Source organism: Flavobacterium erigeronis, from assembly GCF_054075165.1.
On record NZ_JBSKGP010000008.1, the window covers coordinates 141,136 to 168,003 of the forward strand.

The window sequence follows — 26,868 nt, forward strand, 5'->3', positions numbered from 1 at the left end:
TTAGAATTTAATTGTTAATCTTATTAGATATTAATCGAAAGTAATGCCAAAAAGCTGCTGTTCAAGTATTCATTATACAAAATCACCAAACTGATCGACGGATAGTGCTTTTTAAACGATGTACTTTTCAAAAAAACGTCTCAAAAATTGAGACGTTTTTTCATTATAAACAATTATTTCCAACCACCACCTAACGCTCTGTACAAATTAATAACAGCTTGCAGTTTTTGCAGATTATCTGCTACTCCGCTTAACTGCGCTGCTAAAAGATTTTGCTGCGATGTTAATACATCTGTATAATTAGTTGCTGAACTGTATTCTAAAAGTTCTTCGGTAAAATCTACTGCTTTTTCTAAAGCTGCAATCTGCTTGGCTCTTGAATCTTCTTTTTCAACGGCCATTTGGTACGAATACAAAGCATTCGAAACCTCCTGACCCGCCACTAAAAGACTTTGCTGGAAATTATTGTATGCTTGCAATTGTTGCGACTGCGCCGTTGTCAATCTCATTTTGTTTAATCCGTTATTGAATATAGGCTGTGTTAATCCTCCAATAATCGAATAAAAAATCGAATGGCTAAAGAAATCATTCAACTCTAAATTTGAGAATCCTGTGCTTGCCGTAAGTGTCAAACTTGGGTAGAAATAAGTCTTCGCCAAATTTGTTGATTCGAAAGCAACTCTGAAGTTAAATTCCGCTTGACGGACATCTGGACGATTATTTAGCAATTGAGCAGGCATACCGATAGAAATTTGTTCTGGAATAATCTGTGTCCCTAAAACGCCTCTATCAATTGGTCCGGGAGCTTGTCCTAGCAAGATATTTAAAGCGTTTTCTGTTTCACGAATATATTGTTTCAAATCTGGAATCAAAACTTCTGCTGCGTGCTGGTTAGCTTCACTTTGTACAACCGCTGCACCTGTTACAATTGCGCCTTCTTTTAAGGCTTTGATTGTTTCGACATTTTCAATACGGGTTTTTAAAGTTTCTTGTGTAATTTCCAACTGTTTATCATACGACAAAAGCAGGAAATAATTATTGGCAATATCTGCAATCAATTGTGTTTGAACCGCTTGTTTTGCAGCATCTGTAGCAAGATATGTCGCTAAAGCGGCTCTTTTAGAACTGCTTAGTTTTCCCCAAACATCAATTTCCCAAGAAGTACTTACGCCCAATTTATAAGTTGTCGTTAAAGTATTGATATTGATTCCCGCCGGAAAGTTTAATCCCGCTTGAGATTGCTTATTATGCGTTACATTGGCATCCAATTGCAATGATGGATAATACGCCAATTTGCTCTGACGCAAAGTAGCTCTCGCCTGAACAATATTTTCAATCGCATTTTTCAAATTCAGATTTTGATCTAATCCTTTTTGAATTAATGCATTCAGTTTTTCATCTTTAAAAACGGTATTCCAAGGCATATCGGCAATTGTTGTCGAATCTGAAGAATTCTGATCGCGATACAATTGATCGGTTTTTAAAGTAGTGGGACGTTCGTATTTCTTAGTAACAGAGCACGCACTAATCAGTGCGGCTGTCATTACCAGTAGAATATATTTATTTGAACTATTCGTCATCTTTCTTGTAATTAAAATTTACTCTTTGTGAGCTTCTATTAAATGAATTTCGTCTTCATCATCATCGTCATCGTCATAACCGTCTTTTGCCGGTCCGCTAACTTTTTCCTGTAAAGTCTGGAAAATGATAAACAATACTGGAATTACGAAAACCCCTAAAATTGTTCCGATTAACATTCCTCCTACGGCTCCAGTACCAATCGATCTGTTACCAACCGCACCCGCTCCAGTAGCAAACATCAGCGGTACCAATCCTAAAATAAAAGCAAACGAAGTCATCAAAATTGGTCTTAAACGTGCCACAGCTCCGTCAATTGCAGCCTGCACAATCGGAAGACCTTTTCTTCTTCTATCCAAAGCAAACTCGACAATCAAAATACCGTTCTTCGCGAGAAGTCCAATAAGCATGATTAAGGAAATCTGCAAGTAGATATTACTGTTCAATTTGAAAATAATCGAGAATAAATACGCTCCAGCCAATCCAAACGGAATTGAGAATAATACTGCGAATGGCAGAATATAACTTTCGTACTGCGCACTTAACAAGAAGTAAACGAATACCAGACACAGAATAAAAATGAAAATCGTCTCACTTCCTGATGCTAATTCCTCACGTGTTAAACCTGAGAATTCGTAACCATAACCTGCTGGAAGATTTTCTGCTGCCACCTCTTGAATTGCTTTAATAGCATCTCCCGAACTGAAGCCTGGTTTTGGCGCTCCTGTAATCGAAATAGAAGTAAATAAGTTAAATCTTGAAATCGATTCTGGACCAAATACTCTAGTCATTTTTACAAACTCGGTAATTGGCGCCATATTTCCAGCACTGTTTCGAACAAAGATTTTATTTAATCCTTGTGTATTGGTTCTAAATTCTGGAGAAGCCTGAATCATTACACGATATTGTTTTCCGAATTTGTTGAAATTTGAAGCATACAAACCACCGTAATAACCTTGCATCGTAGATAAAATCGAATTTACCGAAACTCCTGCATCTTTCGCTTTCGCTAAATTAATATCCATCATATACTGAGGGAAACCAGGGTTAAATGGCGTTGTCGCATATTGAATTTCTGGACGTTCCGATAGTTTAGCTAAGAATTCCTGATTCACTTTATAAAATTCAGCCGTTGTATGACCTCCTTTATCTTGTAACTGAAATTCGAATCCACCACTTTGTCCAAAACCTTGAATAGTCGGTGGCGAAATAAAGAAAATATTAGCTTCACGAATTCCGCTTGTTTTTGCAAAAAGCTGTCCGATTACATCGTCAACACTTAGATCACGCTCGTCCCAAGGTTTTAATTTTACAATAACCATACTGTAGGCACTACCCGCACCTGCCGTGAAGTTCTGCCCCACAATACGAAGTGTATTTTTAACTCCTGGAATTGTTTTGGCAATACTATCAACTCTTTTTGCAATCACATCAGAACGTTCCATAGAAGCTGATGGCGGCAAACTAATATTGGCAAAAACAGTTCCTTGATCTTCTGAAGGCACGAAAGCTGAAGGCGTCGTTTTCATCATATAAACTAATGCAATACCTGCAATAACGATAGAAGCTAATGCAATCCATTTTTTTACAGAAAGGAAACTTACCGAACGTTTGTATCTTGCCGTAACATTATCAAAAGCAACGTTAAACGAAGTATAAAAACGCTGTAAATAGCTTTTATGTTTATGATCGTCAGCATGCGGTTTCAATAAAAGTGCACATAAAGCCGGACTCAAAGTCAAGGCGTTTACCGCAGAAAGTATAATCGCAACTGCCAGTGTAATACCAAACTGTTTGTAGAAAACCCCTGTAGATCCTCCAATAAAAGTTACCGGAATAAATACCGCAGCCATTACCAAGGTAATCGAAATAATCGCTCCCGAAATTTCGTCCATGGCATGAATTGTTGCTTTTTTAGCCGATTTATAGCCGTGATCCAGTTTGGCGTGAACGGCCTCCACGACCACAATCGCATCATCGACCACAATACCAATGGCGAGTACCATTGCAAAAAGCGTCAATAAGTTAATGGTAAATCCGAATAAATTCAGGAAGAAAAACGTACCCACAATCGCAACCGGAACTGCAATTGCTGGAATTAAAGTCGATCTAAAATCCTGAAGGAAAATAAACACCACGATAAAAACCAGAATAAAGGCTTCTACCAATGTATGGATTACTTTTTCAATAGAAGCATCCAAGTTTTCGTTAACGTCAACCAAAGTGGTGTATTTAACTCCTTTCGGAAAATTCTTTGCTGCTTCTTCAATCAGTTTTTTAGAATTGTTGATTACGTCACGCGCGTTAGATCCTGGAGTCTGGCTAATCGCCATCGCTGCAGATTCTACACCGTTGGTTTTAATAGTCGAAGCATAACTTAAAGATCCTAACTCAACTTTTGCAACATCTTTCAGTCGAAGCATTTGTCCGTTTCCGACAGATTTGATAACAATATCTTCAAATTCTTGAGCTGTTGTTAAACGCCCTTTGTATTTAATTACATATTGAAAAGCCTGATTTCCGTTTTCACCAAATTTACCTGGCGCCGCTTCGATATTTTGTTCTGCCAAAGCAGCCGAAATATCGCTTGGAATCAGTTTGTACTGCTGCATCACGTCTGGTTTCAGCCAGATTCTCATCGAGTAATCTTTGGCACCAAAAACGGTTACATCTCCCACCCCAACTACACGCTGGATTTGCGGTACAAGGTTGATTTTCGCATAGTTTTGAAGAAACGTCTGGTCGTAAGCTTTGTCATCACTGTATAAAGAGAAAATCAATAAGTTACTACTCTGACTTTTCGTAACCGTTACCCCAGCCTGAGTTACCTCTACTGGCAGTAAACTTGTTGCTCTAGAAACCCTGTTCTGCACGTTTACCGCTGCTAAATCTGGATTGGTTCCTACTTTAAAGAAAATCTTAATTGAGGCATTTCCGTCGTTGGTTGCTGTAGAAGTCATGTACGTCATGTTTTCTACACCATTAATTTGCTCTTCCAACGGAATTACGATACTTTTCAGTACCACGTCGGCATTGGCACCAGTATAACTTGCCGCCACATTTACAGTTGGAGGCGCAATATCTGGGTATTGCGATATCGGCAACTCAATTAGGCCTAAAACACCTAAAATAACGATAATAACAGATATTACCGTTGAGAGTACGGGTCTTTGTATAAATTTTTTAAACATTTTTTTTATTTTAAATCGGCGTAAACTGTTTCTGGGCTTTGATTTTGGGCTTTTATTTCAGTTCCTTCTTTTAAAGAGGCTACTCCTTCTAATACAATCTGATCGCCAGGATTTAATCCGCTTGTTACTACATAATAATTGCCTGCAGAATTGTCTAATACTGTGATATTGGCATTTTTAGTTTTTCCGTCTTTACCAACAACTACAGCAAAAATCTTATCCTGTAATTCAAATGTTGCGCTTTGTGGAACTATAATTGAATTTTTAACTTCATTCGGAATTCTAACTGTTGTGCTGCTTCCACTTCTGATAATTCCTTTTGGATTTGGAAAACGCGCTCTTACATTTACAGTACCCGTTTCTGTATTAATTAATCCGTTTACCGTTTCAATATGCCCTTTCTGATCGTAAATTGATCCATCTGAAAGCAATAAAGAAACTGCTGGCATGTTTTTAATTTTCTGAGCTAAAGAAGCGCCCGTTGTATTGTTTTGTGTAAAATTCAACAGCATTTTTTCGTTTATAGCGAAGTACGCGTACACATTTCCAATACTAGAAACGGTTGTTAGCGGATCGGCCGTATTTGAACTGACCAAACTTCCTAAACGAAACGGAATTGAACCTACAACTCCATTTACAGGACTTGTAACGGTTGTATAGCCTAAATTAACTTTAGCATTTACTAAAGCTGCATTTGCCTGAGCCAAAGAAGCCAAAGCCGACTCATACGTATACTGAGCCGATTCTAAATCGTATTTACTGATAATTCCTTTTTCAACCAATGGCTTCACTTTATTTACAGCCAATTTTGCCGAACTTACATCTGCCTGAGCACTTTTAATACTTGCTGTTGCTGTACGAACTTCCTGCTCATATTCTGGAGCACTGATTTTAAATAAGGGCTGTCCTGCTTTTACAACCGCACCTTCATCAACAAAAATCTTATCGATATAACCTTCAACTCTTGGACGGATTTCTATATTTTGCTGTCCTTGTATACTAGCTGGAAAATCGCTGTTTAAAGTAGCCGATTTTGGCTGTAAGGTTACAGTCTTATATTCTTTAATCTGCGGTGCTCCTCCGGCCTGTGCCGATTTATCATTTTTACCGCATGAAGCGATAATAAGTGAAGCTGCAAGAATGCTTAAAAATGATTGCTTATTCATTGTCAAAAATGTGTAATTATCGATTATATCCTAGCAAAAGAAACAAATTATAACACACAAAAATTTTCAAATAGACGAAGAGCGACAAACAATCGATAAAGGTCGGATGACAGCCGATGGATTTTTTTAAAATATTAAACAACTGTTTAATTTTTATCCCATCGGCTCTAAATTGCTTTTTAGAGACTCTAAATCGGGTTTTGGCGATTGCTAAATTTTCATGTTCAAATAAAATGTAATATTGTCTCTAAATTACGAATTCTAATGACACCAAACATTTTCAGACCTTACTTATTTACTGGACTTCACATACTTGGCTGGTTTTTGTTAGGGTATCTTATGCTATTTTATATTCCGCTGACTTGGAATGTCGTGCTTCCGCAGGCATTCTGGCTTTGGCAAAGTATTATATTGTTTTTACTAATCAATCTATTTTATTATACTGCAAAAATCGTAGTTCCAAAAACCATTATTAAAGACAATACTTCGCCTTTCTTGCTTTGGGCATTTGCGGCAATTATTGCTATGCAGTTAATTGCTTATTTTTATACCTCGCAAACCGATCTACACGAGCAGATTAGTAGGGCTATCGGATTTAAGAAATACAAAAATCCGTATTTCGATAATTACGTTTTTACGCTGACTTTATTGGTTTTAGGAATAAGCACCAGCTGGGCCATGTTAACGCATTGGCAGAAAGCGGCGCAGCACAAACAAAAATTAGAGCAGGATAAAACAATGGCAGAACTGGCCATGTTAAAAGCACAGATCAATCCGCATTTTTTCTTTAATTCATTGAACAGCATTTATTCTTTAACTTATACCGATATTGAAGATTCTAGAAATGCATTGCATACTTTAAGCCGTATGATGCGTTATTTGCTTTATAGTACGGAAGAAAAAACAACGCTGCTGAAAGAAGCCGAATTTATGCGTGATTTTATTGCTTTAATGAAACTTCGTGCCAATAGCAAACTTACCATTACAACAGATATACCTGAAAAAATACACGATTACCCTATTGTTCCAATGTTATTACTACCTTTAGTAGAAAATGCTTTTAAACATGGTATTCACGCCACCGATAAAAGCGAAATTTACATTAAGCTTACGCAAAATGAAAGCAATCTGGAATTTGAAGTAGAAAATACTTTTTTTGAAAAAACAACAACTTCAGATGAAGGCGGAATTGGTTTAACAAACACCAAAAGAAGACTGCAATTGATTTATCCAAATCAGCATTTCATTTCTTTTGGAGTTACCGATCACGGAACATATAAAATTAAATTGAAAATAAATCTAGAGCAATGACGGTATTAAAATGTATAGCAGTAGATGATGAACCATTGGCTTTAAAACTGGTAGAAACGTTTATTCACCAGACTCCATTTTTGGAGTTAATAACTACTTGCGACAATGCTGTAGATGCAATGGGGATTATTCGGGAAACTAAACCTGATTTGGTTTTCTTAGACATCAATATGCCCAATTTAAGCGGAATGGAATTGGCGAGACTTTTACAAGATCAAGCCGGACCGCTGCCCAAAATCGTTTTTACAACAGCTTACAATCATTATGCAATTGAAGGTTATCGTGTAAATGCGGTAGATTATCTTCTAAAACCTTTCAGTTACGAAGAATTTCTTCGAGCTTCCAGCAAAGTTTTACAATTGTCTGAAGAAGCCAGCAATAACTTTACTCCAATTGCCGCAGACGACGAATTTATCTTTTTGAAAGTCGAGTACCAATGGGTTAGAATTTCTTTAAAAGATATTACGTATATCGAAAGTCTGAAAGATTATGTAAAAGTACATCTCGAAGATTCGCAAAAAGCATTAATGTCTTTGATTTCGCTAAAGGCATTAGAAGAAAAACTCCCTTCTTCAAAATTTATGCGTGTTCATCGTTCGTTTATAGTTTCGTTAGACAAAATAAGCGCCATCAGTAAAAACTCCATCTTTATCGATAAAATAGAAATCACAGTCGGCGAACAATACAAAGAAGCCTTTAAAACTATGGTCGATAAGTGGCTGAAATAAAACAATAAAATTAAACACATAGAAACATAGTGTTGTAATCTCAAAAGGCGTTTCACTTAGAAGAAAGCACAGAGAATTGCTATGTGATAGAAAAAATAATGATTAATAAAATGGAAAAAAGATCAAACAAATATTACCTTACTTTAAGCCTTAAGGAATATGCAAATGGTGAAACCGAACCAGCAAAAGAACTCGGAATTCAATTTGATAATCACGACGAAATCTTCGGAATCATTGAAAGAATTAAATCTAAGAATATATTTAAAGACGATTCTGAAGCTGTTCAATTTGCTTTAGGGCTAAAATTATTTAGTGAAATCAAATTAAAAAATCGCAAAAATCCACTTTTTGAAGAACTGAATGAAGTTTTTCCTGTCTTTATGAAAAAATTAAAAAGTCTTTAAAATCTCCTTTAAAAATAAGACTTCAGCCTTATTTCCCTTCAGATTTTAAATGTTAAATTTCTGCTAAGAAAAACATAATACAATTCTTACTGGCAATATTTTAAAACAATTATCCGTTTCAATTAGGCATGTCCCACTAAATGCTTTCCTTAAAAGAAGTTTAATTTCTAGTTGAAATTCTTTTGCTTTTGAAAAGCATTTAGGCATTCTTAATTGAAAATAAAACGGAGAACCTCGTTCGAAACTGACCATTTCATAGTTAACGAATCTCCACTTCTCTTTGGAAATGTTCGATAATGCAAAAATTATTTTATTAACCATTAAAATGAAAGCATTATGATAATTCAAAAAAGTATTTTTCTTCTTGCCGGAATTTTGGCTTTAGGCAGCTGTTCTAACAATGATAACGTTGATGGAGATACCGATGCAGGACCAACTGGACCTCCCGTAGAAACCGGTACGCCTAACACAAGTTATCAGCCAGCATTTTCCGGACAAACACGCGCAGGAAGCATTCAGACTACAACTGAAATCGAATCTAAAATTATCACCAACGGTTTAAGCGCTCCTTGGGGAGTTGCCTATCTTCCTGACGGACGTCTTTTAGTAACTGAAAAAGCAGGTAAAATTAAAATCGTTACCCAAGAAGGTGTCATTAGCAATGCCTTAACTGGTGTTCCTGCTGTTAATCCTGCTGAGCAAGGTGGTTTATTAGGAATTTGTCTAGATCCTGCATTTGCCACAAACCGAATGATTTACTGGACGTTTTCTGAAATTGTAGCTGGCGGAAATATTACCGCTGTAGCGAAAGGCAGAATTTCAGACAACTATTCTGCGATTGAAAATGCAACGGTTATTTATCGTTCGAATACACCTCATCCAAGCGCGAAACATTACGGAAGCCGTATTTTGTTTGACAAAACTGGAAATTTATTGGTAAGCATTGGCGAAAGATCTGATATAGATGCGCGTCCGTTAGCACAATCAGCCACTAGCAGTCTGGGTAAAATTGTCCGTATTACGACAAATGGACAAGCTGCTTCTGGAAACCCGGCTTTTACTGCTACAGGGGCTCTATCAGAACTTTATACTATGGGACATAGAAATCCTCAAGGATTGGCTATACATCCAACAACGGGTGAATTATGGGAAAGCGAACATGGCCCTAGAGGCGGTGACGAAATTAACCGAATTAATCCAGGAAAAAATTATGGTTGGCCAACAATTACGTACGGAATTGAATACAGTGGTACGAAAATTGGAGATGGAATAACACAGAAAGAAGGTTTAGAACAGCCAGTATATTATTGGGATCCAGTGGTATCGCCAAGCGGTATGACCTTCTATGCAGGAAAACGAGTTCCAGAATGGCAAAACAATTTGTTTATAGGTTCATTAAGCGCTACGCATATTGTTCGTTTAGCCTTTAAAGACAATAAAGTAGCAGGCGAAGAAAGATTATTGGCCAGCGAAGGACAACGATTTAGAGATATTACTCAAGGAAAAGATGAAGCATTATACGCCGTTACCGATCAAGGAAGACTTTATAAAATTGATAAAAAATAGAAAAAAGCAAACTTGTTCATAATACATGCCAAAAAACGCCCCAAATTGGGGCGTTTATGTTTTGGTACTGAAGTGTTTATTTAACCGCAATGGGCGCAAGGTTTTGATATACTAAATCTAATACAAACGCAAAGTTCGCAAAGCTATATCTATATAGCTTTGCGAACTTTGCGTTTACAAAATCTTTTAAATCAAAAACCTTGCGTTCTTTGCGGTTAAAAAAAACTACGCTTTTGCTTTTCTTTTTACCGTACACCCAATTTCTTTAGTTTGTGTAACAGCTGGTTTCTGACCGCTTTTTAGAGACGCAATCACATCTTCTGCATACTTGATTTTTTGAGGATTATTTCCTTCTGGATCATTATCAATTGCTCCAACATATTCTACCACATTTCCTTTTGCAGTTTTAGAAACAATGAAAATATGAGGCGTGCGTTTTGCACCATACTCATCAGTAATTTTTTGTCCCGGATCAAATAAGTATGGGAAAGAATATTTTTTCTCTTTTGCTAAATCCTGCATTTTTGCGAATGTATCTGCTGTAGAAGCTTCTGGATCGTTTGGATTTATAGCAATAACTGGATATCCTTGCGGTTTGAATTTTTTATCCAAATCGATAATTCGCTGCTCATATCCAATTGCATACGGACAAGTGTTGCAGGTAAAAACTACGATATATCCTTTTGCATCTTTAAAAGTTCCGAAAGAAACGTCTTTGTTGTCTACATTTTTCAGTTTGAAATCTGGAGCCGCGTCGCCTGCTTTAAGAGTTACAGCATTTTGTGCATGAGATAGAAAAGCAGAAAATGCTAATGCTAGTAATAAGATTATTTTCTTCATAATGGTTTAAAGTTTTTTATATTCAGTTAATAATTGTTCGTACGTAAATTCGCTTTCGACAAATTTTCTTTTGTCATTTTTGATGAAGAGCGTTGCCGGAATACTTCCTGACCAGCTCGGATCTATTCTGTCAATAAACTCCTGCGGACTGCTTTCATTCAACAGAAAAACTTCATTCTTCAAATTTTTCCTTTTCACAAACGGAACCACATTAGAAGCTAATTTCGATTTAAAATCTAAACTCACCAACAAAACAGCCAGTTTTTCTGATTTATGCTCAGCGCTTAGTTTTTCAAAATGCGGCAGTTCTTTGATGCAAGGAGCGCACCATGTCGCCCAAAAATTCACTACATAAGTGCTGTCTTTTCCGTTCTTGATTCTTTCATTCAGCTGATTTATAGTTAAAAGCTTCACATTCTGATTGTATCCTTTTACACAAAAAAGCAAAAACAGAAAAAAGGAGATTTTTAAAAGTTTATTTTTCATAGACCTTTTGACCTTAAAATTAATTTGTTTCCTACAAATATAAACTAATGCTTAATTAGATTTTGTTAATGAAAGTTTAATTGCAAGCTACTAAGCCTCTAAGTCGCTAAGATGCTAAGGTACCGACGAAATGTTTCTAGCGGAACATTATAATCATGGGAACGCATTATGTTACCAATGAGATGTTCCTAGCGGAACATTAACCAATCGAACATGCTATTGGGCTACCGATGAAATGTTCCTAACGGAGCATTCTTAATCGAACTTGAATTAGATGTTCCTAGCGGAACATCTAATTGGTAACAACCATCATATGCACAATTGGTTTTGTTCCGCTAGGAACATCTCGTCGGTAAGCTCTAGAATGTGCTCAATTAGCTATGTTCCGCTAGGAACATCTCGTCGGTAAGTGCTAGAATGTGTTCAATTAGCTATGTTCCGCTAGGAACATCTCATCGGTAAGTTCTAGAATGTGCTCAATTAGCTATGTTCCGCTAGGAACATTTCATCGGTAACAACCATCATATGCTAAATTGGTTAATGTTCCGCTAGGGACGTCTCGTCGGTAAGTTCTAGAATGTGCTCAATTAGCTATGTTCCGCTAGGAACATCTCATCGGTAACAAGTCTATCTGAGTATATCGTCCCGTAGGGACGTTTGAACATCACAATATTGGCTCTATAAAAATATACCTCGGATCATATTCTACTTCAAATGCTTTCAACATTTCGAGATATTCATCTAAAAATGCTTTTTTGCTATGATGTTGCTCTTGCTTTTCTATATAACGAATTACATTTGAAACATGACTTTTTGAATACGAAAAAGCTCCATAGCCTTCTTGCCAAGCAAAATCTGAACATAATTTTTGTTCCTTAATCCATTTTGAGCTTTCTGTTTTTACGTTTTGGATCAGAGACGACATAGATTGTGTTGGACGCATTCCTATAAAAATATGAATATGATCTGGCATACTGTTTATGCATAACATTTTGTGCTGATTGGATTGAATTATTCCTGTTATGTACTGATGCAATTTATCTTTCCATTCTTTTGCTATTAATGCTTTTCTGTATTTTACTGCGAAAACAAATTGTATATGCACCTGCGTGTATGTGTTTGCCATAATTATCATTTTAATTTTTCTACCGATGAGATGTTCCTAGCGGAACATTTTTTGTTAATCCCTGTGGGATTGTGATGTTAATTATTTTCAGCAACAAATATAATGTTTTGTAAGATTATAATTACTTTTTTTTATCATATTAAACTTCTGATAAATAGTCATCTTTTTTTGACTAATTGACTCGCAATGATATTCCATTCAACTTTGTAGTAATTTCAGAAAATCCGAGAGTACAAAAAAATATGAAAATACTGTCGCTACTATTAATCTTGATTTGCAGTGCAAGCTGTCAGTCGCAAACGAATTCTAAAATGAGTGAAGACAAAACAAATCCGCTATTGTGTGATCCTGTAAGCGGAATGTGTGAAATGCCTGTTGGCGAACAATCGAATGGAAAAACAGCTATTTCTACAGAAAATAAACCCGTTAAAATAGTTTATTACACCGATCCTATTTGCTCTTCTTGCTGGGGAATTGAACCTCAGCTTCGAAAATTAAAACTAGAATACGGCGACTATTTTGAGATTGATTACCGAATGGGCGGATTATTACCCGATTGGAGTTACAACAGTGGCGGAATTAGCAAACCTTCTGATGTAGCGCATCATTGGGACGAAGCTAGTCTGCATTACGAAATGCCAATTGACGGAAATGTTTGGATCGAAGATCCGCTAGATTCTTCTTATCCTTCTTGCATTGCCATGAAAGCAGCGCAAATGCAGAGTAAGGAGAAAGCGGTTTCTTTTATGCGTATTCTTCGCGAAAAGCTTTATTTGGATAAAAAAAATATCGCAAAATGGGAAAACATTGCTGAAGCTGCCAAAATCGCAGATTTAAATATAAAAAAACTAAAAGCCGATTATGATGATGCCGAAGAACTTTTTCATCAAGATTTAAATTTAGGCAAAAGTCTTGGAGTAAGAGGTTTTCCAACACTATTTTTTGCAGATGCTACCAATAGCCAACTGATGGTTTATGGTTCTAAACCTTATTCTTGGTACGAAAATACGCTATTGGCATTGTTTCCTGAAGCAAAGAAGAAAAGTATTAAAAATGAGAATCCGATGGATTTGTTCGAGATTTATCCTACATTGGCTCCTAAAGAGTACGCTGTCATTTTAGAAAAATCAACTTCTGAATCTAAAGCTATTTTAGAGAAATTACATCAGCAAGGTTTGTTGGATAAAAAGACCATCAAAAACGGTTCTCTTTATAGTAAAAAATAAATTTTGATTGTAAATAACAAAAGCCGTAAAGTTGAATTTCTTTACGGCTTTTGCTTTTTTGATATCTAAATCTCTTTCAAAATTAAATCGGCTATAACATCTATTGCCTGATCGATAATACTTTCTGGAGTTCCTTTAAATTCGAAACGTTTGGCAATTTGCTTTTCTCCTAAAATTAGATGTATAAAAATTGTCCCGACAGGTTTTGATTCGCTTTCACTTCCACCCGGCGTTGTTAAACCTGTTAGTGCAACACAAATGTCTGAATTGATATAACGATAAAAATTCTGTGCCATTAGCTTCGTCACTTCTGCAGATTCGGCACTGTACTGTTCAATTGTTCCCCATGGTATGTGCAATAAATCTTCTTTCATAGAAGTGTGATAACAAACTATCCCTCCTATGAGAATTCTTCCTGAGTTTATTACGGTAGAAAATTCATAGCACATTTTTCCTGCTGAAGCACTTTCTGCAAATGCTATTGTCTTGTTTTTTTCAATTAAAGCCTTACAGCAAGCGGTGACCTTCTCTGACGCCATATCGATTAAATTTAATTACACAATTATTTCATACCAAATGTATAAGTGTAACCTCATTATAAACTTACATAATTTCTTACATTATTTACATTATAAGTAACTGTTAATTATGCAATTATAATTTAATTTTTTATAAGACCTCCCTTCTATTTACGTGCTAAATTTGTAAAAATAGCTTTTTAGTGAAGCAATAGTACATGCCATTAGATTTATAAAAGCCAAATAATTAGAAGAAATTAAATTAGAAAATAACAAATCAAAAAAACACTATTATGGAAAAGCAGCACAACCATGATTATGGTCAATTTGATCCTGATTATATCGACCAAAATACGCTTGTAGATGGAACATATTCTAACGAAGATGAGTTTAAACAAGTTTTAAAGAAAGACGAGAATCGCGAATTTGGCGAAAGCGATCCTGATTATTACGAGCAAAATACATTAGTTGATAATGATAATTATGCTCGTGACGAAGATCCGTATCAATATCAAGAAGAATTTATTGAAGATCCTTCGCATCCTAAGGGAGATTTTGAACCAAACACGAATATCCGATCAGAAAACATTCCGAATGAAGAACGGGTTGTTAACGAAGATGACGCCATTACAAATGATGATACAGAAGAGGATTTGAAAGATCAGTACAATTCTGATCATGAAGACACTGTTGAAAAAAACAATGATGCGCCTGAGAATTTAAATGATTTTGACGCAGAACATTATCCGGAGAATCATCCTAGAGAATAAGCAAAATAATCGTAAATTGTAAAGCATTAATTAGTTATGACTTTAGCTGCTCAGATTGTCTGGCTCTTTTTACTCGCAATTCCTATTGCCTGTATTAGTTGGACTGTAACACACGAAGAAATTTTTAGAGAGCCTCATGAATGGTGTGTCAGACATTCTAAAAATGACAGATATATACTATCCAGAAAGTTCTTTTATCTTCTTACTTGTGAATACTGCTTCAGTCACTACGTTACCATTGCCTTTCTGATCCTTTGCGATTATAAACTTTTGTTAAATGACTGGAGAGGTTACATTTTGGCAGGGTTTTCTCTGGTTTTTATGGCAAACGTATATATGAGCCTTTTTGCTCTTTTACGTCAAGCTATTAAAAAAGAAAAAGTCGAAATCGAGAAAATCGAAAGCGAAACTGACAGCGATAGCGCTAAAAATGAAAACAATATTAAAAAAGAAGTATAATTAAATAAATTGACGTCATGGAGAATTTGAATTTTATAGACCCATTATTACACGGAATTACCCCTGAAACTTTAAACAATAAAAATCTATCGGTAAAGCAATTAGCATGCGCAGGAGTTGGTGCTCTTTTGGCTGCAGCAATTTTAAAGAAAACCGGAAATCCAAAAATTGGAGCAGTTGTAGGTGGTTTAGCATTACCAATATTAGCATCAGCAGGTTATAAAAAATACTGCGAAATAAAAAAAGAAAAAAACGATGCCATTTCTAGCAGTGGTATCGAATACAATCATTAATCGGTTAAAAAAAAAACTACCATAAAAAAAGAGCGCTTATAATTAAATAAGCGCTCTTTTAATTTTTTAAAGAGATCAATTTATATTGCCTTCGACCCAGTTTAAAGCTTTATTAAAATCTATTTTTTTATAACCACGAAACTCACCTGGAACAATATAACTGAATCCGTTTGTAAAAGAGATAATTTCGTCTGTATCGGTAACAATTGCAGCTCTGTTCCATTTTCCTAAATGTTTAAGTCCCAAAAGTCCGTCTTCTAGCCAAGCTCCTGCCGTAAAATTTTTAATATCAGTATCTAAAACCAGTAAAAAGTTAATTTCATTGATTTGTTTTACCAAATGCTCAACCGCTGGAGTTACAGTAGTTAAAAAATCTTCTTTTGTTACTTCTGCCAATGCTCTAAAGGCAACAATATTATCTGTCGTATCGATTTGATGTATCATGATTTTTACACATTTTGAGTTATTTAATGAAGTTTTATTTAAACATTTTCAGAATGTTCAATATCTACTCAAATATACTCATTATCAGTCAGATAAAAATTACATTTAACTATTCGTTTATTATATTTTTTTAAGGTTCTGAGGTGCTGAGCTTCTAAGGTTTTAAGTTGCAAAGTGACAGAGTTGCAAAGGTTTATTTTGATTGCGGATACATTGTGTATCTGTATATTTCTGTGTAAAATTTATCCACAAGGTTTTCTGTAGACACGCACTGCTGTGCGTCTAACGTTTTTATTAAAACAAAGGAAAATCAAAACAGATATCCCTTGCGTTAGATGCACTGCAGTGCGTCTCTACATTCCTAAACTTTGTCTCTTTGTCACTTTGAACCTCTGCATCTTAGAAGCTCAGCACCTCAGAAGCTTAGAAGCGTTAGATGCACTGCAATGCATCTCTACAATCCTAAACTTTGTCTCTTTGTCACTTTGAACCTCTGCATCTTACAAGCTCAGAAGCTAAAAAAAAAGCCTATCTCTTTCGAAATAGGCTTTTTGAAAAAAAATAAAAAATAAACTAACACACAAACTTAGTTGTATCCTTGATTTTGTTTGAATTCCTTAGTCACGTCGATTGTGGACTGCGGAATCGGGAATACTCTTCTGTAAGGTTCCGAAGCTGGTTTTGCTGTTCCTGGAAGATCAAATTTTCCGAAACGGATCATTTGTGGTCTTCTGTACAATTCCCAGTATAATTCGAAACCAATTTCGTTATATAAAACAGTTTGATCGATTGAAGTTAAAGGCTTACCTGCTACACTTCCGTATAAAGATTCTCTTTTTCTGCTGGTGCGTAAAATGTTCAAATCTTCCATTGCTTGAGCTGTATTTCCTTTTCTGAAATAAGCTTCAGCTCTCATCGTATAAATTCCTCCTAAACGAAACAACGGAATATCAACATTACTGTTTCCATTTCCTCCTTCTGGATCAAATTCATACTTAAAAATACGAGCTCCCTGATTGATTTCGTTTTGAGCAAAAACAGCCTGAGCTGGATTTTTGAAAGTTAAAGAAGGCGTAAAATCCATTTTGGTTGTAGTACTTTTTTCCATAACTAATGGCGAAACTTTAATACGTCCGTTAACCATTTCTAGTGAACCAGAAGACAATAATATTGGTCCGTATTGTGGTCCGTACTGAATTCCTCTGTTAAAGTGGAACCAAGGCAAATTAGCACTTTTCGGTACAATATCTGTTGCTGGAACGCTTACGTCAGTTCCGTCGTTCATAAACCAAGTTCCGTCTCCATACTGGTATTTCTGCTGGAATCTCGGGTCATCATGATTTCCATCCCATGTTGCAAAAAACTCAGGAGTTGTACAAGCTGCATTTGTTCCTCTATTTGCTGCAGAAGCTCTCTGGTTACGCTCTACACACACATAAGCAAAACTGTTTGAACCATTTCTGATGTAATCTATTTTCTGAGAAATAGCAAAAATCAATTCTTTCCCTTTGTCATTATCTCTTGCAAAATTCTTGAAATAATCGCTTTCTAAAGAATATTTTCCTGAATTTATAAGCAATGAAGTATAATAAATTACACGATCCATATCTGATCCTGTGCCAGTTGCTGCAGCTTCAGTAAAATTAAAGTTTGATGTAGCATTAAGACGATCTTTAAAAACAGCGCGGTTCAAGTACATCGTTGCCAAGAATCCGTAAGCGGCTTCTTTTGTAAATCTTCCGTGGTGTGTTTGCTGTGTTCCCATCTCTGCTAAATCTGGAATCAAAGCTTCAACATCTTTAATTAATTGATCAATTTGCGTATCGGCTTTTAAAATCTGCAATGGTGCATTTGGATTCATCGGATCTCTATATGGCGCTTGTCCGTACAAATCTAAAGTTGTGTATAAATAATATGCTAAAAGTCCTTTCGCTTCCGCTAAAAATAATTTCTTCTCTGGAATTGAACTTTCTTCAACCGACTGAATTGCGGTTAACGAACGCGTAATTCCGTTTGTCAATTTATTCCAGTTATCCACTACAATCGCATTATCCGATTTCCATGTAAACTCGTGCATGTCTCTCCATTTTCCACCATCTCCCCAGTCGCTTCCTCGAGTCGGCAGGATCGCTTCATCTGTAGTATATTCCTGTAAAGAGAAAACTCCCCCGTGATCTACAAAAGTTCCATCTCCCAAACGGTCATAAGCCGCTGCAAGAGCTCCAGCTGGATTGGAAGCATCTTCTCCTAAAACCTCATCCAAAACAACTTCGTCAAGATTGGTACAGCTTGCAAAAAGCCATATAAAAGAAAATATCGCAAATGTTTTTATAGTAAAAATTGTATTTGTCTTCATAATAATTATAGTTTTAAAGTTGCTCCAAAACTGAATGTTCTAGAAGTTGGATAACTTGCATAATCGATACCGATAGATTGGTTTCCTCCGTTTGATTTCGGACTATTAATTAACGGATCGTAACCTGTGTAATTTGTAATCGTAATTAAGTTCTGACCTGTTACATAGAGCGTTAATCCGTTGATCCAGTTTAATCCTTTTAAGTCAAAATTGTAACCAATACGAGCCGTATTTAATCGGATGAAATCTGATTTTTCTAAAAATAGCGTAGACAAGATTGGAGAATTTGTTGCATTTGCTCCAGACTCGTAATAACCTGTTGCCACGTTACGGTCAGATGCTAAATTGTTTATATTTAAAGCATTCAAACCTGTGTTATTCAATAAATAACCGCCAGTTTGTCCGATGATAGAGAACGAGAACGTAAAGTTTTTGTATCTCATATCACTGTTAAATCCGTAATAGAAAGTTGGAAGCGCACCTTCGATAATAATTCTATCGCTGTTATCAATTACGCCGTCTCCGTTTTGATCTTTAAAGATGTTTGCTCCATTGGCATCAAAACCAATGTGCTCCAATAAATAGAAAGATCCAGCTGCATAACCGCTTTTGTAAATATTTGCGTTTACACCCGATTGTCCAGGTCCTGAAATTGTTCCTGTTAAGATTTCTGAAACCGGAAGATCTTCAATTTTATTATTCAGAGTCGCACCGTTCATGTCGATATTCCACGAAAAGTTTTTAGTATCAACGATTTTAGAACCTAACATAAACTCGATACCTTTATTGATGATTTTTCCGTCTATATTGGTCCAGATTGTAGTTGTCGGACTCAAAGCTTGAGAAGGAACATTCAAAATAGCATCTGTAGTGGTTTTATTGAAATAATCTAATGTTCCGTACAATTTATCATTCCATAAATTAAAATCTAAACCTACGTTATACTGCGTTACAACTTCCCATTTCAAATCAGGATTTGGTGTTCTGTTTACCGAAACTCCGTTTACCAGATTCAAATCATCGTATAAATAATATCCATCAGCTCCAGCTAAAGAATAACTTGCTTGAGTAATTTTATTTTCAACTTCCTGATTTCCGGTTTGTCCCCAGCTCGCTCTTAATTTTAAATTATTTAAAGTCGAAGAATCTTTTAAGAAACTTTCGTTAGCAATATTCCAACCTAAAGCAAAAGATGGGAAATAACCGTACTTGTTGTTTTTACCAAAACGAGTCGATCCGTCACCTCTCATAGAAGCGGTAAGTAAATATCTGTTATCAAAGCCATAATTTAATCTTCCGAAATAAGACTGCAATTCGTTTTCTTGCGCATAACCCGTAGTTCCCGATTGCGTTCCTTTAAATCCAGGATTTATTGATGGTGGAACACCTTCGCCTTGATTCGCAATTCCGTCAATGCTGAAACTTGTTCCTGATCTTTCAAATTTCTGATAAGAGAAACCGCCTAAAGCTTCGATTTTATGTTTATTTAAATTTAAATTATAAGTCAAATAATGCTCTACCAAAGAGTTTTTAGAATCTAAATTATTCTGAACATATTTCCCCTTCGGATTCAAATCGGTTAAGTTTGGAAAAATAGTCGTGTTTCTTTCTGCCATAGAACGGTCAACACCAATATTCAGTTTATATTCCAATCCGTCAATAATTCTTAAAGAAGCTTCTAAGTTTCCTAAAACTCTCAACGTTCTTGTTTGATCTTGGTAAATGCTCAACAAATACGCTGGATTGTAATGCGCATTCATATTGAAATTGGTGTAATTTCCGTTAGCATCAAAAACAGAACGCGTTGGATTTGCCATCAAAGTATGAACGATCAATTGTCCGTTAGAACCTCCATCGTCAGAAGTTGGAACTCCGTCATCTTTAGTTTCACTTGCCGTAAGATTCATTTTTACTTTCAAACGTTTGTTGTCTAAAAATGATTCTGCTGCGTTAATTCTTCCAGAAAGACGTTTGAAGTTACTGTTACGAACCACACCTTCCTGATCCATTTGTGCGATCGAAGCATAATAGTTTCCAGATTCTGTCTGTTTAGAAAAAGAAAGCGAATTGTTTGTGGTAATAGCCGTTCTGTAAATTACATCTTGCCAATCTGTATTTCCGCCGTGATCAAATGCTTTGTCTTTAATCGCATTTCTATATTCGCCAGCGCTTAAAACATCTAGTTTATTTGCTACAGTTGCAACTCCCGTGTACGTATCAAAAGTCAAAGTTCCTTCACCTTTAGAACCTTTTTTAGTTGTTACCAAAACCACACCGTTAGATCCTCTCGCTCCATAAATCGCAGAAGCCGATGCATCCTTCAAAACCGTAATCGATTCGATATCGCTTGTATTCAAAAAATTCAATGGATTTTTAGCCGAAGAAGATCCAAATCCGACGTTGCTTCCAGACGGACTCACATCATCATTAGACAACGGCACACCATCCACTACGAATAAAGGCGTACTTCCGCTTCTAATAGATCCAACTCCTCTAATCGTAACGTTTACTCCTGCTCCCGGCTCACCGCTTGTATTGACAACACGCACACCCGCAACTTTTCCTTGTATTAAATTATCTACAGAAACGTTTACACCTTGTTTGAAGTTTGCCGCTTCCAATTGTGTAACCGCACCCGTAACATCTTTTTTAGACTGTTTTCCGTAACCAACAACCAAAACTTCATTTAACTCAGCCGTATTCGGTTCCAATTGAATCGTCATAAAACCTTTTTGCACAGCAACTGTTTTGGTTTTATACCCCATATACGAAATGTCAAGTGTTTTTCCGTCTCCAACCGTAATTTCAAATTCTCCGTCAAAATTGGTAACTGTAGAATTTGACGAACTAGTTTCTGACACTGTAGCTCCAGGAATTGGCACTTTAAATTCGTCAACCACTTTTCCTTTTACTTTAATTCTGTCAACAGCTTTAGTGCTTACCGCTTTTGGCGCAACTGTTTTTTGAATTAAAATTAGCTTGCCGCTAATGTTATAATTGAAATTGGCTTTTTTAGAAAGATCATTCAAAATTGCTGTGATAGATCCGTCATTATAATTTACGGTATACGCTGTATTATCAGCAATTACAGCTTGTCCGTAACTGAATTTGTAATCGGTTTGCTGTGTTAGTTTTGAAAAAATAGAAACTAAAGTAGCTTTTTCTATTTTATTTGTTACTTTTGGCTCTTTTAATATAATAGTTTTACTGTAACCGCTCTGAAAGGCAAGTAAAGCTAGAACTAAAAAGACAAAACTCTTTAGATTTAAATAAGAAGGTTTAAAATACATGATTTAAGTAATTGTTTTTTTACGATGCTTAGTTATTAATAGCAGTTGTTCCCGCAACTGCTTTTTTGTTTTTAATCCACTTTTACTGTTTCGCCATAAACTTTGAATTTTAGGTTTGTGATATAATTTATTTGTTCCAAAACATTTTCTAATGTCGCGTCCTTCTTGATGAATACCGTTAACGGCGTTGCTAATACTTGTTTATCATCATACTCAAATGAAACTCCGTATTTATATTGTAAAATGGTAATTACTTGTTTTAAAGTTGTTTGATCCAGCGTTACATCTTCATTGTACCAATTCACCAAAAAGGCTTTATCTGCCAATTGTTTCGTTAGTTTTTGAGCTTCGAATAAAGCTTCCTGATTGGGCACTAAATCAACGCTCTGCCCTTTTCCAGAAACATTAACTTTTCCGGTTACGACAATTACTTTGCAGTTTAATTTTGATAATTGAATGTGAAATGAAGTTCCGACAACTCTCGTCTGAATTTCTCCAGAATGAATAATAAACGGATGCTGCTTGTCTTTGGCAACTTCAAAAAACGCGTTTCCTTTTAGTAAAGAAACCGTTCTTTGATCGCCTTCAAATTTTTCAGGATACTGAAATGATGAGTTTGCTGCCAGATAAATTTTCGAACCGTCACTTAATTGGATAGATTTGGGAATCGATGACGTTTTAAATGTGATTTGTTTTTGGTTTAAAACATTTGGTCTCAAGAAAAATCCTAAACCAAGCAGAAAAAGAATGCTGGCAGCAGCCATATATTTTAAATAAGGATTGAAAGACTTCTTTTTTCCTATTCTTAATTGAATTTCGTCATAAATATTTTGAGATTCGATTTCTGGATTTCCCATAAGATCATTGTCCCATTTTGAATTTTGATATTCGCCAAAAGCAAAATCATGTAATAAATTTTCTTCTGCCGATGAAGTTTTTCCTCGCGAACTTTTATCCAGCAAATATTCTAAACTATGTTTAATTCTTTTTATCATAATACTTATTGTTATAGATAAGTACTAGAAAATTGAAATCGTACTATTGCCAAATATTATGAAAACATCAAGCGAAAGTTATTTTAAAATTTTTGGTTTAAAATAATAAAGGGAGCCAGCCAAGCAAGGTCTTTTAAGCCTTCGCGAAGTTGTTTTACAGCTGATGAAATCTGGTTTTTTACGGTTTGTTTTGAAATGCCAAGTTCATCTGCAATCTGATCGATTGTCATGTCTTGAAATTTATACATTAATAAAACCTCTTTTCTTTTCTCTGGAAGTTTGTCTAATGCAGCATAAAGCAGATCCATAACTTCTGGATCTATAGTCGAAAAATTTTCTATGATGTAGTCTTCGAATTTTTCTTCTAAAATAGTCTTGTTGAAACGATTGTTCTGATAATGTTTGAAAACCTGATTTTTGACCGCTCGAAACAAAAAAGGTTCGATCGCATTAATATTCAGCTCTTCCTTTCGTTCCCATAAATCTACAAAAACATCCTGAACAATGTTCTGTGCCAAGTCTTTGTCCTGAGTCATCGTATAAGAAAATGCATTGAGCTTTTTCCAATATTGATTATACGTTTTTTCAAAAACTTCAGGATTATTCATAGGGCAATTAAAGACTTTTTGGTATCGTAAAATAATAAAATGAAAATCCAATCTTTTTTGCGCCAAGGTTATCTTTAAATTAACAAATAAACACGTTTGTTGTAGAAATACTACTTTTTTAAGGCAGAAACGGTAATCACTTTGCGATTTCTTTTTTTTTATCTAACATAGAAATCGATAGCGAATTTTAATTTAGTGACTTTCAAAATGCAATTTTCTTTTGATGCGTCCCCAGTCAAACAGTATCAATTACATTTTAGAATTATGAAACAACTTTTGTTCACTTTATTATTTGCTGGGGCATTAAACGCTCAGGCACAAAACGACAATCTGAAAATTAACCAGATTCAAGTTATCGGATCACATAACAGCTATCGTCATGCGATAGAAACTGACTTATACAATCTTATTCAAGCTAGAGATACCACTCGTTCTCTTAAAGGTTTGCAATACACGCATATTAGTATTACCGAACAATTAAACAAAGGTTTGCGCAATCTGGAAATCGATATTTTCGCCGACGCGAAAGGCGGAAAATATGCGCACCCAAAAGGTTTGGATATTGCAAAATCTGAAGAAGCATACGACCCAGACGGATTGATGAAAAAACCTGGTTTTAAGGTTTTCCACATGCCTGATATCGATTTTAGAACTTCTTGCTATACATTCGAAATCTGCCTTCAGGAATTAAAAAAATGGTCTGATGCCAATCCAGACCACGTACCCGTTTTCATCACTTTGGAACCAAAAGACGGAGATGCTAATTTCTTCGGCACAAAACCAGAAGATTTTACTGCAGTTGTTTTTGATGAAATGGATAAAGTCATTAAAAAAGAATTAGGCAAAGACAAACTGATTACGCCAGATATGGTTCGCGGAAAATATAAAACGCTTGAAGAAGCCGTTTTAAACAATAATTGGCCAACTTTAAAAGAAGCAAAAGGAAGATTTTTATTCTTATTAGATAATAACGGCGCAAAAAGAGATTTGTATGCATTGAATCATCCGTCCCTTAAGGGACGCGCCGTTTTTATTAACGCCGAGCCAGGAAAACCAGAAGCTGCGGCTTTATTCAGAAATAATGCTGAAGACCCAACAATTAGTGATTTAGTAAAGAAAGGCTACCTAATAAGAACCCGCGCCGATTCTGACACCAAAGAAGCACGCGCCAATGATTATTCGCATTTTGAAGCAGCAAAAAAATCAGGCGCACAAATCATCACAACCGATTATTACTTGCCAAGCACTTTCTTCAATTCTCCTTATCAAATTAAATATGATGATGGGAGTTATGTTAGAGTTGATCCTGTTAATGGAGTTAAATAATTGTTTCAAGTCTTATTTGTTTCAGGTTTTAAGTTCTTATTGGACTTGAAACTTGAAACAATCATCCACACAAAATAACCACAAAGAATGTCATTGCGAGGAACGAAGCAACCTCACTTACAAAAAACAAACTTTGCGTCTTATTGTAGTGTGATTGCTTCGTTCCTCGCAATGACCAAACTTTGCGTAATTCTTAGCGTTCTTCGCGGTTAATCTCCCCCGTTTTCAAATCAACAGAAAAATGATCTGCTGGAACTTCGTGCATGAATTTATTGAAGATAATTAAGAACAACTTCATTTGCTTTTGAAGTCGTGTATTTTTTGAAAGATCAGCTTTAGAACCTTCTAAAAACAAATCGGATAAGACTTTATATTGTTTTGCCCTTTCAATTCCAACATCGGCAAGAGCTAATTCATCTGCGCTTCTAAAACGGTAAAAATCAATTAAAAGATCATTTCCTGTCCAATTGAAATCTGTTTTTTTGAGTTTATTTTTAACTAAAATCAGTTCCGATTTCGTTTCTGCTTCTTTCCATTCTTTTTGAAACTGTTCTTTATTTTTCAGAATGAAATCAAAATCCTTATCTTGGATATTCGCCAAAACCAATAAATCTTGAGCAGAAACATTCAATATAAATTGCTTAAAATCTGAAGGCCAATCGTCTTTTAAGAAACGTAGACGAACTAATTCCTTCAAATGAAAATCAGTAAAATCGTGATAGTTTTTAGTTTTTAAAATATCAATATTCCAAATATCTTTTGCATTCTGGCTTTCCAAAAACTGATATTCCATTTTATATAAATCAAAAAGTTCATCGTATCTCGGGACATCATCAATTGTAATCGTCTGAATATCTATAACATTGTCTTTTTTTAAAGTCAGCAATTTATACGCTGGAATATAAGCCGCAAGCGAAGGCGTTTGCACATTTACCAAAGTATTTCCTTTTGGTGAAGTTCTAACACCCGTATCGTTAATATGCATGTGGCCTCCAAAATGAATCTTCAATCCTGCATCGGCAAAAACCTGAGCCACTTCTTCAACCGGAACTCGATTTAACTGCCATTTGTTTGGGCCAAGCAGTTCTTTTATTTCCGCAGAAGCGTCATCATTAAAATCAATCATCGGAAAATGGCTAAAAGCAACCAAAGTTTTACCTCGTTTTTTGGCTTCCGCCGAAATAGTTTCAACCCATTTAATGAGATGCTTTTTGTTTGAAAGCACATTATTATATCCCGTACTTGCTTCTGAATAACTTTTAGAATCTTTAGGATCGCTATCCGTTTTTTTCGGAATATACACGTTTCCATCAATGGCCATTAACCAAAGTCCGTCAATGGGTTCCACTACATAACTAACGTCTGGAACTTCATAACCAGGTGCAACTTCATAAACTCGGTTCGCTAATTTTGCGCTTTCTAAAGCTTTATCAAACGAATAATTTTCACTTGAATAATTCGAAAAAGGAGTTGCCCAAAATTTGTTTTTTTTGTTCGGATGAAATCCAAAATCCTTCAAATTATCCGTAATTCCTAAATAACCCATTTTGGCAATATCGGCGGTAACAACTACAGGCTGTTCGATGGTGAGATTTGGCGCATACATGCCGTCTTTGCTATAAATGGGTTGACTTTTACCTTCTCTTCCTAAAAAATCTTCCTTTCCCGATTCTTGTGCAAAAGGTCCAACTGGATCATGATTTCCTGTGGTAATGAAGAATTCTATTCCGAATTTCTGAGTGTATTGTTCTAAAATTTTAGCTAATCCGCGAACGTGAATCGGCTGTCCGTCGTCTGTATAGTCTCCTGGAAGTGCCACATATTTGATTTTTCGCTTTGCGATATCTTCTAAAGCGGCTAAAAAAGCAAAATAGTTTTCATTGAAAATTCGGGTTGAATGCAATTGCGATGACATTGTTCGCACCAAAGCATATTGATTCGTTTTTGGATTCAGAACACCTTTATAATCTGAATCTGAGAATCCGCCAAATAAATCTTGCAAGTGAACATCTGATAAAAAGGCAATCTGTGTTCCGTTTAAATTCTTTGTTTTTTGCGCCGATACGGAACTATTAAAAACAGCAAAAAATGACACTATAAATAGTGAAGTAAGTTTTAAATTCATAGGTTTTTGACTTTAATAAATTTGGGGACACTTATTAGAAGTTTTGGAGCTTTTAATCAGCA

The 26,868-nt window shown here is 35.6% G+C and carries 22 protein-coding genes; 9 read left to right on the top strand and 13 right to left on the bottom strand.

From position 1 onward, the window contains the following. Nucleotides 1-173: 173 nt before the first annotated feature. Genes ACWA1F_RS16410 through ACWA1F_RS16420 form a run of 3 tightly spaced genes read right to left on the bottom strand, consistent with a single transcriptional unit; the run spans nucleotide 174 to nucleotide 5,935 of the window. Entirely contained in the window at nucleotides 174-1,580 is a 1,407-nt protein-coding gene (locus ACWA1F_RS16410; RefSeq protein ID WP_456895135.1) for an efflux transporter outer membrane subunit, read from the bottom strand. An 18-nt stretch (nucleotides 1,581-1,598) separates the two neighbouring features. Then, complete coding sequence (locus ACWA1F_RS16415; protein WP_456895137.1) at nucleotides 1,599-4,769, bottom strand: efflux RND transporter permease subunit; 3,171 nt, start codon at nucleotides 4,767-4,769, stop codon at nucleotides 1,599-1,601. 5 nt (nucleotides 4,770-4,774) lie between these two features. Then, nucleotides 4,775-5,935 (bottom strand): efflux RND transporter periplasmic adaptor subunit, encoded by a 1,161-nt coding sequence (locus tag ACWA1F_RS16420; protein ID WP_456895139.1) that lies wholly within the window; start codon nucleotides 5,933-5,935, stop codon nucleotides 4,775-4,777. A 264-nt stretch (nucleotides 5,936-6,199) separates the two neighbouring features. On the opposite strand from ACWA1F_RS16420, the gene ACWA1F_RS16425 reads away from it, so the two are divergent. From ACWA1F_RS16425 to ACWA1F_RS16440, 4 genes are all read left to right on the top strand, one after another. Then, a complete protein-coding gene (locus ACWA1F_RS16425) occupies nucleotides 6,200-7,246 on the top strand; it encodes a sensor histidine kinase (protein ID WP_456895141.1) in 1,047 nt (348 codons plus the stop codon). After that, nucleotides 7,243-7,974, top strand: a complete 732-nt coding sequence (locus ACWA1F_RS16430) for a LytR/AlgR family response regulator transcription factor (RefSeq protein ID WP_456895143.1) — start codon at nucleotides 7,243-7,245, stop codon at nucleotides 7,972-7,974. Before ACWA1F_RS16425 ends, ACWA1F_RS16430 begins: the two co-directional genes overlap by 4 nt. A gap of 110 nt (nucleotides 7,975-8,084) precedes the next feature. Beyond that, complete coding sequence (locus ACWA1F_RS16435) at nucleotides 8,085-8,378, top strand: DUF3861 domain-containing protein (protein ID WP_306160772.1); 294 nt, start codon at nucleotides 8,085-8,087, stop codon at nucleotides 8,376-8,378. A gap of 336 nt (nucleotides 8,379-8,714) precedes the next feature. Further along, nucleotides 8,715-9,944 (top strand): PQQ-dependent sugar dehydrogenase, encoded by a 1,230-nt coding sequence (locus ACWA1F_RS16440; RefSeq protein WP_456895145.1) that lies wholly within the window; start codon nucleotides 8,715-8,717, stop codon nucleotides 9,942-9,944. Nucleotides 9,945-10,169: 225 nt separating this feature from the next. Here the strand turns inward: ACWA1F_RS16440 and ACWA1F_RS16445 are convergent, their stop codons facing one another. The 3 genes from ACWA1F_RS16445 to tnpA form a co-directional block, all read right to left on the bottom strand. Next, on the bottom strand, nucleotides 10,170-10,784 hold the full coding sequence (locus tag ACWA1F_RS16445; protein WP_456895147.1) for a thioredoxin family protein: 615 nt from the start codon (nucleotides 10,782-10,784) through the stop codon (nucleotides 10,170-10,172). A gap of 6 nt (nucleotides 10,785-10,790) precedes the next feature. Then, a complete protein-coding gene (locus ACWA1F_RS16450; RefSeq protein ID WP_456895149.1) occupies nucleotides 10,791-11,270 on the bottom strand; it encodes a TlpA family protein disulfide reductase in 480 nt (159 codons plus the stop codon). A 664-nt stretch (nucleotides 11,271-11,934) separates the two neighbouring features. Continuing rightward, on the bottom strand, nucleotides 11,935-12,396 hold the full coding sequence (gene tnpA, locus ACWA1F_RS16455) for an IS200/IS605 family transposase (RefSeq protein WP_456895151.1): 462 nt from the start codon (nucleotides 12,394-12,396) through the stop codon (nucleotides 11,935-11,937). A 311-nt stretch (nucleotides 12,397-12,707) separates the two neighbouring features. Here tnpA and ACWA1F_RS16460 point away from each other — a divergent pair, with 311 nt between their 5' ends. Further along, the gene (locus ACWA1F_RS16460; RefSeq protein ID WP_456895153.1) at nucleotides 12,708-13,622 is read left to right on the top strand and encodes a DsbA family protein; all 915 of its coding nucleotides are present in this window, start codon (nucleotides 12,708-12,710) and stop codon (nucleotides 13,620-13,622) included. 65 nt (nucleotides 13,623-13,687) lie between these two features. Here ACWA1F_RS16460 and ACWA1F_RS16465 read toward each other — a convergent pair whose 3' ends face one another. Continuing rightward, complete coding sequence (locus ACWA1F_RS16465; RefSeq protein WP_456895155.1) at nucleotides 13,688-14,161, bottom strand: CinA family protein; 474 nt, start codon at nucleotides 14,159-14,161, stop codon at nucleotides 13,688-13,690. A 272-nt stretch (nucleotides 14,162-14,433) separates the two neighbouring features. Here ACWA1F_RS16465 and ACWA1F_RS16470 point away from each other — a divergent pair, with 272 nt between their 5' ends. From ACWA1F_RS16470 to ACWA1F_RS16480, 3 genes are read left to right on the top strand one after another with little or no spacing between them, the layout of a single operon-like run. Further along, complete coding sequence (locus ACWA1F_RS16470; protein WP_456895157.1) at nucleotides 14,434-14,910, top strand: hypothetical protein; 477 nt, start codon at nucleotides 14,434-14,436, stop codon at nucleotides 14,908-14,910. Nucleotides 14,911-14,946: 36 nt separating this feature from the next. Continuing rightward, nucleotides 14,947-15,369: a hypothetical protein gene (locus tag ACWA1F_RS16475; protein ID WP_306160757.1), complete on the top strand. Its 423-nt coding sequence runs from the start codon at nucleotides 14,947-14,949 to the stop codon at nucleotides 15,367-15,369. Between the two features lie 17 nt (nucleotides 15,370-15,386). Further along, complete coding sequence (locus ACWA1F_RS16480; protein WP_306160755.1) at nucleotides 15,387-15,662, top strand: PrgI family protein; 276 nt, start codon at nucleotides 15,387-15,389, stop codon at nucleotides 15,660-15,662. Nucleotides 15,663-15,737: 75 nt separating this feature from the next. Here the strand turns inward: ACWA1F_RS16480 and ACWA1F_RS16485 are convergent, their stop codons facing one another. The 5 genes from ACWA1F_RS16485 to ACWA1F_RS16505 all read right to left on the bottom strand — a co-directional run bounded on the left by ACWA1F_RS16485 (nucleotide 15,738) and on the right by ACWA1F_RS16505 (nucleotide 23,355). Then, nucleotides 15,738-16,106 (bottom strand): SpoIIAA family protein, encoded by a 369-nt coding sequence (locus ACWA1F_RS16485; RefSeq protein ID WP_306160753.1) that lies wholly within the window; start codon nucleotides 16,104-16,106, stop codon nucleotides 15,738-15,740. 586 nt (nucleotides 16,107-16,692) lie between these two features. Further along, nucleotides 16,693-18,462, bottom strand: a complete 1,770-nt coding sequence (locus ACWA1F_RS16490) for a RagB/SusD family nutrient uptake outer membrane protein (protein ID WP_306160752.1) — start codon at nucleotides 18,460-18,462, stop codon at nucleotides 16,693-16,695. Nucleotides 18,463-18,467: 5 nt separating this feature from the next. Next, nucleotides 18,468-21,752, bottom strand: coding sequence for a SusC/RagA family TonB-linked outer membrane protein (locus ACWA1F_RS16495; RefSeq protein ID WP_456895160.1), 3,285 nt, complete (start codon nucleotides 21,750-21,752; stop codon nucleotides 18,468-18,470). A 71-nt stretch (nucleotides 21,753-21,823) separates the two neighbouring features. Further along, nucleotides 21,824-22,747, bottom strand: a complete 924-nt coding sequence (locus ACWA1F_RS16500; protein ID WP_456895162.1) for a FecR family protein — start codon at nucleotides 22,745-22,747, stop codon at nucleotides 21,824-21,826. 83 nt (nucleotides 22,748-22,830) lie between these two features. After that, the gene (locus tag ACWA1F_RS16505; protein WP_456895164.1) at nucleotides 22,831-23,355 is read right to left on the bottom strand and encodes an RNA polymerase sigma-70 factor; all 525 of its coding nucleotides are present in this window, start codon (nucleotides 23,353-23,355) and stop codon (nucleotides 22,831-22,833) included. Nucleotides 23,356-23,619: 264 nt separating this feature from the next. Here ACWA1F_RS16505 and ACWA1F_RS16510 point away from each other — a divergent pair, with 264 nt between their 5' ends. Then, entirely contained in the window at nucleotides 23,620-24,681 is a 1,062-nt protein-coding gene (locus ACWA1F_RS16510) for a phosphatidylinositol-specific phospholipase C1-like protein (RefSeq protein WP_456895166.1), read from the top strand. 193 nt (nucleotides 24,682-24,874) lie between these two features. Here the strand turns inward: ACWA1F_RS16510 and ACWA1F_RS16515 are convergent, their stop codons facing one another. Next, nucleotides 24,875-26,806 (bottom strand): metallophosphoesterase family protein, encoded by a 1,932-nt coding sequence (locus ACWA1F_RS16515; RefSeq protein WP_456895168.1) that lies wholly within the window; start codon nucleotides 26,804-26,806, stop codon nucleotides 24,875-24,877. Nucleotides 26,807-26,868 lie beyond the last annotated feature (62 nt).